8 protein-coding genes are annotated in these 12,249 nt (G+C 35.1%); all 8 read left to right on the forward strand.

Features of this window, described 5'->3' with window-relative positions; translation table 11 throughout:
• Window positions 1-320: 320 nt before the first annotated feature.
• The 8 genes from ABD676_RS10120 to ABD676_RS10155 all read left to right on the forward strand — a co-directional run bounded on the left by ABD676_RS10120 (window position 321) and on the right by ABD676_RS10155 (window position 12,239).
• Window positions 321-1,442: a lipid II:glycine glycyltransferase FemX gene (locus ABD676_RS10120; RefSeq protein WP_344674552.1), complete on the forward strand. Its 1,122-nt coding sequence runs from the start codon at window positions 321-323 to the stop codon at window positions 1,440-1,442.
• A 161-nt stretch (window positions 1,443-1,603) separates the two neighbouring features.
• On the forward strand, window positions 1,604-1,963 hold the full coding sequence (locus ABD676_RS10125) for an S-adenosylmethionine decarboxylase family protein (RefSeq protein ID WP_344674553.1): 360 nt from the start codon (window positions 1,604-1,606) through the stop codon (window positions 1,961-1,963).
• Between the two features lie 3 nt (window positions 1,964-1,966).
• Window positions 1,967-3,364 (forward strand): DUF4178 domain-containing protein, encoded by a 1,398-nt coding sequence (locus ABD676_RS10130; protein WP_344674554.1) that lies wholly within the window; start codon window positions 1,967-1,969, stop codon window positions 3,362-3,364.
• 12 nt (window positions 3,365-3,376) lie between these two features.
• Window positions 3,377-3,595, forward strand: a complete 219-nt coding sequence (locus ABD676_RS10135; RefSeq protein WP_344674555.1) for a DUF350 domain-containing protein — start codon at window positions 3,377-3,379, stop codon at window positions 3,593-3,595.
• Window positions 3,588-5,102, forward strand: a complete 1,515-nt coding sequence (locus tag ABD676_RS10140) for a polyamine aminopropyltransferase (protein ID WP_344674556.1) — start codon at window positions 3,588-3,590, stop codon at window positions 5,100-5,102. Before ABD676_RS10135 ends, ABD676_RS10140 begins: the two co-directional genes overlap by 8 nt.
• Window positions 5,080-6,687, forward strand: a complete 1,608-nt coding sequence (locus ABD676_RS10145) for a flavin monoamine oxidase family protein (protein ID WP_344674557.1) — start codon at window positions 5,080-5,082, stop codon at window positions 6,685-6,687. Before ABD676_RS10140 ends, ABD676_RS10145 begins: the two co-directional genes overlap by 23 nt.
• A gap of 102 nt (window positions 6,688-6,789) precedes the next feature.
• Complete coding sequence (locus ABD676_RS10150) at window positions 6,790-8,829, forward strand: M48 family metalloprotease (RefSeq protein ID WP_344674558.1); 2,040 nt, start codon at window positions 6,790-6,792, stop codon at window positions 8,827-8,829.
• A 497-nt stretch (window positions 8,830-9,326) separates the two neighbouring features.
• Window positions 9,327-12,239: a SusC/RagA family TonB-linked outer membrane protein gene (locus ABD676_RS10155; protein ID WP_344674559.1), complete on the forward strand. Its 2,913-nt coding sequence runs from the start codon at window positions 9,327-9,329 to the stop codon at window positions 12,237-12,239.
• Window positions 12,240-12,249: the final 10 nt, after the last annotated feature.

The raw sequence follows: 12,249 nt of genomic DNA on the forward strand, positions 1-12,249 counted from the left end.
TACTCATGTCGTTAAATTTACGTTTTAATTGTTCGGATTTTGTAAACCATTTTCAGGAACGGACATATGAGATATCAGACCGCTACGCTGTTAGATGTGAGACAAAATACAATGTAAAACTAGTTGAAGCATTTCTAAAATAGTGAACTGTTCCTAGATTTGGTTATAAAATTCTAGGTCATGATTAAGGTAAAATTTAAGAATCGGGCTTTTTAACCCATTTATGACAAATGAGGTAAAATACCTCGGACAAATTGGCTATGTTTGTCCATTTTGGGCAAATTATTTAAAATACGACAAAACAAAGGTTTAATTAGGTCATGATTGCAGATTTAGTAGACAAGGAAATCAAGGAAATATATAAAACCTCCATTATCCAACAAACGGCTTATTGGTCGGAAGTGAAAAAACTTCAAGGAGTAGAATCTTTAGCTTTTAATTTTAAGGTTAAAAATCGGGAGCTATTTGCTGATTCAACGGATGAAAGTTATTTCATTGGTGATTTCTTGATTATCACTCAGGCAATTGATCAGGATCATAGCATTGCTTATGTTCCTTACGGTCCAGAGATTGAACCATCTGAAGAAAATCAAGGTTATTTCCTGGAACAACTATCCGAAAGCCTACGTCATTATCTTCCTAAAAACTGTATCATGATTCGTTATGATCTTTCTTGGGAGTCACTATGGGCAAAAGACGAAGACTGTTATGACATTCATGGTAATTGGATTGGGGTACCTGATAAACGTATTCAAGAACTACGTTATAATTTCAATACAGAAAATTGGAATTTAAAGAAAGCGAATACTGATATTCTTCCTTCAAACACCATCTTCATGGACTTGAGAAATCCTGAAGATCAATTGTTAGGAATGATGAAGCCTAAAACACGCTATAACATCAATTTATCAACACGAAAGGGCGTTCAAGTGAGATCTTTAGGGTTAGAGAGCCTTGATATTTGGTATGAATTGTATCGTCAGACTGCTCAACGAAATAACTTTTTCCTTCACGATATTCAATATTTCCGTATCGTACTTTCAGCACGAGCTAACGACACTCAATCTCCAGCAGATGTATATTTATTGGTAGCTGAAGTGGATGAAAAGCCTTTAGCAGCTATGTTTTTAGTTGTTTCAGGAAATCGAGGCACCTATCTCTATGGTGCTTCAGCAACAGAAAACAGAAATTATATGGCCACTTATGCTCTACAATGGAAAGCCATGCAAGAAGCTAAAGATAAAGGATGTACGGAATATGATTTTTTTGGAATTTCTCCGCAAGCTGACCCATCTCACCCCATGTATGGACTTTATCGCTTTAAAAGTGGGTTCGGAGGCCAAATTTACCACCGCATGGGTTGTTGGGACTATCCATTGGATAAAGAAAAATACAGTTACTATGCTTCCATGGAATTCCAAAACCAGAGCTATCATCTTTGATGGAGTAGTGTTTAGCGGTAAATACTTAGTAAGTAATCCTTTGAGAGATAAAGTTGTATTGAGTTTAAAAAACCAAATCCCTTTTATGGTCTGCACCTATTTTTTTAATGGCTGATAATATTTTTTTCCTTATTTTAGGGACAAATTATTAATCTAACTACATGTTTGAACGATATAAGCCTGGGAAACATTTACTACTCACTTTACAGGTTTCCAACTTGGAGCTATTATGCTCTTTAGATGGCTTTATGACTTTTTGTACAGAACGTATAAAAGCCTATGACTTGCAGGTGGTAGGTCTATCATCTCATGTATTTGATGGGGATGGTTATACAGCAGCAATCTGTTTAAAAGAATCTCATATTTGTATTCATACTTGGCCTGAATTCAATCAACTAACGCTTGATATATATCTATGTAATTACCTAAAAGACAATTCAGAAAAGGTCTTTCAATTAGGTGAAGATTTCAAAAAATATTTTGAGGCGGAGGTATTAAATGAAACCATGGTAAACCGATAACCGATGCAAATAACCTGTTCTAAATGTCGTCATAAACAACAGTTCCAGTACGAAGTACAGGAATATAAGGGTTATGTTTGCCCGAATTGTCATGCTTATTTCAAAGGAACAAACCCTGAAAGTTGGGTGTTTGTAAAGAATTTCACCTTGCCTGAAAATCCTCTATGGCCAGTATTGAATGAAAAAGTAAGCATACATAATCGGGATTACTTTATCATTACGAAAATACAACGCGATAATGAAGGCACTTATAGCAATGAATATGTAGGATTGGCAAATAGCGAGGAAGATATTTATTTAAGCGAGGGTCCTGAATATGCATGTGAGTTAGAATTAATTGAACCAAAGAGAATTGACCGAGAATCTGCAGATTCGCTACGCTTGGATACCCAAACTTATGAATTTGAAGAATCGAGCACAGCAAAGGTGACCTATGCAGAAGGATTTGTCTTTGAAGATTTGGACAAAAGATCGAAGTCAACCACTTATATAAAAAGTTACGATGATTCTAAGTTTGTATCCAAAGAACTGATAGACGATGAAATGGAATACTATTTTGGAACATATTGGAATAAGACTGCCTTTGCAAGGTTGTTTTCTAAATATGACGCATTTCAAAACAATCAAAGAAAGGTTCAAGAAAAATTTTTACTAATTGTTTTGCCATTATTCTTGTTACCTGCAATTTTATTCTATTTCTTGAATCAAGAACATTTTGTCAAGCAAACCATAAAATTCAATGAAACCTTCACTTCAAGTGAAATTCAAAATAGCTTTATTTCTACGCCGTTTGAATTAAAAGGCACGAAAGCTAAACTATTAAAATATGATGGTTTTACAGTACCCAATATTGGAAATATTACCTTACAGATCAGTTTAGTAAATGAATTAACCAACCAGGTTACTGTCCTTAGGCCATTTATACATGCTACAAATCCGAAAAATCAAGCCAATGCTTTAACCATAGATTTTTGCAGGATAAAACCTGGGAAATATCATTTGGTTTATGAAACCTCAGGAAATCAAACTTTAACAAGCCCTCTTAAATTAGAAGAACAAGTAACTTTAGTTTATGGTGGTGCCAGTTATATGCCATTGATAATGACTTATATCATTGGAATTATTTTATTAGTGATTTTACTAATTGATTCTGGGAAAGTTAGCACGATAGAAAAATTGACTGTAGATGGAACAGTTAGCGGAATGACAGTCGCCAAACACAAAGGATTGGTGGTTTACCTATTGGCTCTTAGTTTATTGCTATACGGGCTTCAATATTATATTGAACACATGCAACCGTGCAGCCATACCGTGGATTTAGATGCACAAGTAGACCATACTCAAACAGGAACAACAAGAACATATAGGAGATCAGTTCTATTTTACGGAAACCATAAATAACAAGTATAACACATGAATTACGATTATTTTTTCAAAGGTATTGCAGCATCTGTGATTTATTCACTCATTGGGATTGTCATCTTACTTCTCGCTTATTTAATAATTGAGAAACTGACACCAGAGAAATCATGGCAAGAAATTGTAAAGAATCAAAATATGGCATTGGCGATTGTATTCGCGAGCTTTATTTTAGGCATTTCAATTATAATAGCTGCGTCCATTCATGGATAGAAAGAAGCATCTTTCCATTTTCCTATTATTAGCTGTATTCATCATTGCCATTTGTGGATTGGTATATGAATTGGTGGCGGGTGCATTAGCTAGTTATTTGTTAGGCGATTCGGTAAAGCAGTTTTCTTTTATCATTGGGACCTACCTATTCTCTATGGGAGTCGGTTCCTATTTGGCCAAATTCATACACAAAAATCTCTTTGATCGCTTCATTGAGATTGAATTACTTATTGGACTTATTGGAGGCACAAGTTCTGTTATCCTTTTTCTATTATTTCAGCAGGTCAATCATTTTCAATTCATTTTATACTTCATTGTATTCTTAACCGGTTGTTTATGTGGTATGGAAATTCCCTTGCTAATGAACATCTTAAAAGATCGCGTGAAATTTAAGGATTTAGTTTCAAATGTTTTTGCTTTTGATTATATAGGTGCTTTAATTGCTTCCGTATTATTCCCCATTTTGTTAATTCCAAAACTAGGAGTCATGGGGACTTCTTTGGTATTTGGAATTATAAATGTTTCGGTAGGTGTCTTTTTAGCTTTTTATTTGAGCAAATTTCTGAAAAGACCTTTACTCATGAAGATTAAGGCTATTCTGAGCTTAGTCTTCCTAATTGGCGTATTTGCCTATTCAGACAACTTACTGACCTATTCGGAGAATCAGCTTTACGGCAATAACATTATCTATAAGCACTCCACACCCTATCAACGTATTGTACTAACCTCTGATAATGGCAATTATCAGCTTTTCCTCAATAACAACTTACAGTTTAACACCAAAGACGAATACCGTTATCATGAAAGTCTAGTTCATCCGGCAATGTCTATTGCTAAGGAACCAAAGCATGTGTTGGTATTAGGCGGTGGCGATGGACTAGCTGCTCGAGAAATATTGAAGTATCCCTCCGTGGAGGAGATTGTATTGGTAGATTTGGATGAAGGAATGACTAAATTGTTTCAGACCAATGAAATCTTAAGGAAATACAATTCGGATGCATTGAATAGCCCTAAGATGAAAATCGTCAATCAAGACGCCTTTATTTGGTTACAAGATCACCACAATACCTATGATGTTATCATTATTGATTTTCCAGATCCTTCAAATTATAGTTTAGGTAAATTGTATACTACCGCCTTTTACAAGCGGTTAAGGGCTTTAATGAAGGAAAACACGCTCATAGCCGTTCAAACTACATCACCTTATTATGCCCCAAAGGCATACTGGTGTATACATGAAACTATTCGCTCAGTTTACCCACAAATACATGCCTATCATGCTTATGTACCTTCTTTTGGGGAATGGGGATACTGTTTGTTTTCGCCAGATCAGAAAGCAGATTTCAATGAAGTGAATCACCAAGTTAGCGGGCTTAAGTTTTACGACTATAAACTGGGGAAATTAAGTGATTTTGCGGAGGATATGCAACCTAGAAAGGTTGAAATTAATCGATTGGATAATCAAATATTAGTACGGTATTTTGATGAGGAGTGGAGTAAAATATAAGTGGAACCGTCGGGATTTTCTAAAGGGCTCTATCCTACTTGCTATCTCAACGCAATTTATCCAAGCATGTAAACGAGGAACGAACAAGTTATTTCTAAAGTTAACAGGTACCAATCATATCTTAGGACATCGATTGCGCTTTCCTGACTTCCCAAAACCAAGTAATGAAGTTCATATTCCTTACCTCATTTTAGGTGGTGGAATTGCTGGTTTATCAGCAGCTTATCAATTAAAAAACAAAGGAATATCAGACTTCCTTTTGATTGAAATGGAAGATAAACTGGGTGGTAATTCAAAATCTTCTGAAAACAAACATTCAAAATATCCCCTAGGCGCTCATTACCTACCAATTCCTAACGCCTCTAACAAAGAATTATATACTTTCTTAGAAAAGGCTAAAATAGTTACTGGATGGACAGCAGATCAAACGCCCATATTTGATGAGGAACAATTGTCTTTTGCCCCTCAAAGTCGATTATTTATTCATAATTATTGGCAATCCGGCGTAATTCCAGAGTATGGTCTAGAAGAAGATGATTTGAAGCAAACACAGCGTTTCCTTGCCCAAATGCAACATTTCAGCAATCTTAAAGGTCGTGATGATAAGTTTGTATTCGACATCCCAACTTTATTTGCATCAGAAGCACATGATTTCTGGGAATTGGATAAAATCACTCTGGCGGAATGGATGAAACAAGAAGGATATTCATCTAAATATCTATTTGAATATGTCAATTATGCCTGTCGTGATGACTTTGGGACAGGGGTAAATAACAGTTCAGCCTTTGCTGGAATACATTATTTTTCGAGTAGAAAACACGATTATTTCCCAAATGATGATCGGGTATTAACCTGGCAAGAAGGTAATGGACGATTAGTAGAAAAATTAAAAGAAATTGCTAGTCCCACATCCATAAAGAACAGTTTAGCTTATAAAATAGAGCAAGAAAAGGATATAGTTAAGGTTTATGTATATGATTCAAAAACCAATAAATCAACAATCTATACAACAAACAAATTGATCAATTGCTGTCCGCAATTTGTAAACCAATATTTGATTCCGGAAAGGAAAGAATTAAGTAAACATTGTCAATATGCGCCATGGTTAGTTGCAAGCATAGTGCTTGATGAATTTCCAGCGAGTATTGGTGAAAGTCTTTCTTGGGATAATGTAATTTACGGTGCTAATGGACTAGGATATATCTACAATCAACATCAAAGTGTGGCTCAATTTAAGAGTCCATTTGTTCTAAGTTATTACCATAGTTTAGATGGGAAGGATTTGAAAAAAGAGAGGCAAAAATTGTATGATTGGACAGAAGTACAATGGAAAGACTTCATCATAAAAGATCTTTCTATTGCACATTATGGAATTGAAAAGCATATTTCTTCCATTGAGGTTTATCGCCTAGGACACGGTATGATCTCTCCTGTACCAGGTTATTTAAGTAGTAGCATACGGAAGGATTTAGCAAAGCCAATTGGCAATCAGATCTTTTTTGCACATTCTGATTTATCAGGATTATCCTTGTTTGAGGAAGCTTTTTATCGAGGAATTCAAGCGGCTGATTACACAGTTACTTAAGCATGATTCAAATAAATACTATATAGTATTACATATCATAAATAGCGATATAAAATGATAGAAATTTAATTTAAATTTTAAGAGCAGTCCATTACAAGAATTATGAAAGTCCAAACGTCGAAATCCTTTAACAAGCAAGTTAAGAAGACCTTATTTACTATCGTTTTATTTATTCTCGTATACATACTCTTGGTGATTGCAGCCATTGCAGCAACTGGTTTATTAGCTTATTTTGGCTTTTATATAGTTACCAATTTCCCTAACGTGTATGTATGGATATTTGGATTGGCATTGGTGGCATCAGGCTTAATGATCCTGTTTTTCTTATTTAAATTCATATTCACCAAAAATCAAAATAGTTTAGAGGGTATGTTTGAAATTCAGGAAGCAGATCAACCTGAATTATTTGGGATGATTAATGAGATTGTTCAAGAAGTCGAGACTGATTTTCCTAAAAAAGTCTACTTAACGTATAATGTAAATGCTTCGGTTTTTTATAATTCTAGTTTTTGGAGCATGTTTATGCCCATACGTAAAAACCTACAAATTGGATTAGGACTGATTAACTCGGTTAACAAACAAGAGCTAAAAGCCATATTAGCCCATGAGTTTGGACACTTTTCGCAGCGAAGTATGAAGGTTGGGTCTTATGTTTATAATCTGAACCAGGTTATTTATAATATGCTTTATAATAATGATTCGGTAAATAATATCAGTAGTACCATAGCTGGTTTCAGTAGTATTGCAGCAATACCCATGCTTATCCCTTTATATTCCATAAGAGGAATACAAGCTTTATTAAGAGCGTTGTACAATTTTATTAATATAAATTATATGGCACTTTCTCGGGAGATGGAATTTCATGCAGACGAAATAGCAGCGAATGTTGCCGGCTCTAAGGCTTGCAGTAGCTCTTTATTAAGGTTGGGTTTTGCGGACTTTGCCTTAAACGAGACTATGAATTTTTATATTGATCGTTCAAATGATAATATCCATCCAAGGAACATTTATGCTGACCATCAAACTGTAAGTTTGTTTTTAGCAGAAAAGAATAAATACCCTATTCAAAACAACCTTCCTTCCATCGATTTAGAAAGCAATATAAAATACAACAAGTCCAAAGTTAATTTTCAGGACCAATGGGCTTCTCATCCAAGCACAGAAGACCGTGTAATGGCAATACAAAGATTAAACATCGAAGTTGAGAATGAAAAAATTGGTGATGCCATGAGTCTTATCAAAGGTACAGAAGAACTCATCACTAAAATTTCAACCTGGTTGTTTGGTACGGGCAATCCAGAACTTCCTCAAATAAATTGGGATACTAACCAATTTAAAGATGCTTATATCCGAGATTTCAATAAAAACAGTTTTGATGAATATTATAATGATTTTTATAACCTGAATTCTCCTACTAATTTTGATTTCAGTAAAGTTGATTTTAATGCGAATACTACTGGAAGCAATATGTTTTTCACTGACGAGGATACTGAACTTTCTTATGAATTGAATGGAATAAGACAGGATCTGGCAATTTTGGAGGCTATTCAACGCAATGAAATCAAACTGAAAACATTCGATTATGATGGCAAAAAACTCAAAAAACAGGAAACTAAAGACTTAATTCCACAACTAAAATTAGCAGAAACCCAAAAGGATGAGGAGCTGAAGTCCATCAACTTAAAAATATTTGAACATTATTTTCAAAAAGCAAAAAGCGTTAATCGGGAATTTGATTTTCGCCAAGCTCATGATACGTTAAGAGAATTTGAGAGTCAATTAAATCATCAGGTTAATTTCAATCAACAAGTCTACGATAAATTGGCCTTTTTGAGTCAAACATTAGAATTCACAGACATCTTCAAGAATTTGGATAATTTCAAACCAACAGAAAAGGAATTAAAAGAGGAAATAAAGACTCTTGTTAGTTTCCCTGGGATGAAAGAGCACATACATGTTGATTCACAGACTCAATTGAATACTTTTTTCGAGAAAGAAATGGTCTATTTTGACCACGGCACCTATTTAGATGATGAATTACAGGCTTTATCTACTGCTGTGAGATTGTATATTCCCTTAATAGATAAAAGACTATTCTTACAAAAGAAAATTATTTTAGACCTTAAAAGAGAAATACAATAAGCAACTGGTTTTTCTCAAAAAACTGAAGATTTAAAACAATAACATCAGGCACTCCCTATCTAGTGACACCAACTTAATTATTGGCAAAACATAATGCCACACATCTTAAATACCATTATAATTTGTATAATTTTATTGTAAATATTTAACAATACAGTTTAAAACAACCTTTTCGTTTTAACCCTATTGGATTTAAATTTCACTTACCTTTCTATTCATTCCCTATTATAACATCTCTATTCTGGCATGTTATCCCCCATTTTGAGCCAATTTTACACCTTAGCAAGTTTTCCTAGAATATTCTCTCTATTGATGTTATTGAAATAATCGATCTAATAAAAAATAATTATAAACATTATTTAATACAGAATTTTAAGATTATTTAACATTTAACAAGTAATTGTTGTAATTTGCATCTGGTTTTAACAGGGCCGACCTAATCGAAAAACAAAGAAGAATTAACAAACAATCAACTAAAAAACAACCAAAAACAGATCATGAAAAATATCTTTACTATGATGTTATTCATTGTCCTGTTCAGTTCGTTTGCACATGCACAGAGCAATCGACAAATAACAGGTACAATTAAGGACAACCAAAACCGTCCTGTGGTGAATGCCAGTATCTTGGTTAAGGGTACCAACTTAGGTACAGCCTCTGACGCTGGTGGTAATTTTGAGATTGCTGTTCCTACGACAGCATCCACCTTAATTTTCTCCGCAATTGGCTATGAGGATCAAGAAATTAGCTTTGGAAACAAAACTCGTTTAAATGTTATTCTTGCAGAAAAGAATACAGGAATTGACGAGGTCGTGGTAGTTGGTTATTCTACTGTAGACAAGAAGCACTTAGCGTCTTCGGTATCTCAGATGGATATGAGCCAAACGAAAACACGTCCAATTATGAAAATGGAACAGGCATTTAGTGGTACTATTCCAGGAGTAACCATGCTACAAGGAAACAGTTTGCCAGGTAGTGTTCCAGGAAGTATTGCTATTCGTGGTGTAAGTACTTTACAGAATGCCTCTCCCCTAGTAATCGTTGATGGTATGGAGCAATCTTTAACAGATATTGACCCGAACCAAATCAAAAGTCTTACTGTATTAAAAGATGCTGCATCCACGTCTATGTATGGTTCACGAGGTGCAAACGGGGTAATTATCATTGAAACCGAACGTGGTTCTACCGGTCAATTTAAGGTGGATATTAACGCTTGGGCTGCAATTGATGATCCTATCGACCTTCCGACATTTGTCAATGCAACAGATTACATGAAACTAAACAATGAAGCCAAATTGCTTCAAGGACAAACGCCATTGTATTCTGCAGAAGATATCAGCAAAGCGGAGTCAGGAGAAATCAAAAGTGTAAACTGGCTAAATGAAATTATGCAAAGTAAATCCTACTCCCATAATCAAGCTGCCTCTGTTTCTGGTGGTGGTGGTGTAGGTACTTTCAATTTGATGTTAGGACATATTCAAGAAAACGGTTTAAATAGCATTGAAGGTTCTGAGAAATTCTCAGCTCGTTTCAATACCAATGTGAATATTGCCAATAAGTTTGTCTTATTAGCTGACTTTTATGCGCATAGATTACAGGTTGACCGTTTATTAGCAAATGATGATGGTCATGGCCTTTACCAAATTGCTTGGAGAATGAACCCTACACAACAAATCTTTTTTGAGGGGACAGATATTCCTAATCACTACATGCTACACAACAACTTAAATCCTGTAGCATCCATCAATCATGGAGGTACTAAGAACTACATGCATGACCGTAGTACAATCAATTTAAGACCAAAATACTACATCAATCCAAACTTAAATATTGAAGGTAATGTGTCTTATATGATCAATAAATCGGCTAACAAATCCGTACGTGAGACCTTTAAATTTTATGATGTAAACGGTAAACCAGCGACAATTTGGGCTAACAGTGTTGGTGCAGAACAAGGTGTGAGTCAATCTCAAATTACTGCTAGAGCATTAGTAAACTACACCAAGGATCTACGTGGAAATAAGGATAAGCTTTATTTTACTGGAGGTACTGAAATTATGAACTTCACATACACTGATTACCGTGAAGTGAATAAAGCATCATTCTTTGGAAAATTAAACTACTCTTTTGCTGATCGTTATTTATTAGAGTTAACAGCTCGTTCAGATGGTAGCAGTAAATTTGCTCCTGGTCAAAAATGGGGTTTCTTCCCTTCTGCTGCTGTTGCCTGGAATTTACACAACGAGTCCTTTATGTCTAGCTTTTTGGAAAACAAAAGCATTACAAACTTTAAAATCCGTGGATCTTATGGTTTAATCGGTAATGAGAATGTTGATCCATATTTATGGCAAGAGGTTGTAAATACTTGGGGATGGATGATGCGTGTTCCAAATCCTAATTTTTCATGGGAAAAGCAAAAACAATGGAACATAGGTGCTGATGTCACTTTATTGAATAATCGTTTGAACTTAACTGCTGAGGTTTATGATAAGTTCTCTTACGACTTAATTTATTCTGACTTCCCTGTTCCTCCATTGACAGGTTCATACTCCTTAACTTCGGCTATTAACATTGGTGAGGTTAGAAATAAAGGATATGAGATATCCGCATCTTGGTCTGATAAGATCGGAAATGTGAACTATACCATTGGCGGTATGTTCTTCGACAACACCAATAAGGTAGAAAAAGCAGGCTATAACCGTACAGATACCTTAATTTTCAAAAACACCAACGATAAAATTTGGTACAATGGTATTGCAATCGACAACTATTATGGTTATGAAACAGATGGTTTCTTCCAGAATGAACAAGAGATTGAAGGTACTACAGCCAAGCTTTCAAATACTTTGCCTGGGGATGTTCGTTATAGAGATCAAAATGGAGATGGTATCATCAATGATGATGACCGTGTAGATTTAGGTGATCCATTCCCGCATTTAAATTATTCGATCAATTTGAACTTAAAGTACAAGCGTTGGGATTTTGCTGCATTGGGTCAAGGAGTAGGTCGTCGTACTGCTCGTTTATCAGGAATGGAAGGATACCCAATATTAGTTGATGGTACTTCTAATGCTTTAGGAGCTCCACGTCAAGAGTATGCGGACAACCGTTGGACACCAGAAACACCAAATTCAAGATTCCCACGTGTATGGACAGGCGCAAGTACCAATACATTCTTAAGTAATGTTTGGTTGAGTGATGCATCATTCTTCCGTATTAAAATGTTGCAATTGGGCTATACATTCCCGAAATGGGGTAATACATTCCACAACGTTCGTTTATACGTGAATGCACAGGATGCATTTACCTTCACCAAGTTTGAAGGTTTAGATCCAGAGCGTAATGGTGGAAATGGGAACTATCCGCGTATGGCAACTTATAGTTTTGGTGTTAAAGCCACAATCTTTTAATCTTTAATCT

Source organism: Sphingobacterium kyonggiense, assembly GCF_039536825.1.
GTDB lineage: Bacteria > Bacteroidota > Bacteroidia > Sphingobacteriales > Sphingobacteriaceae > Sphingobacterium > Sphingobacterium kyonggiense.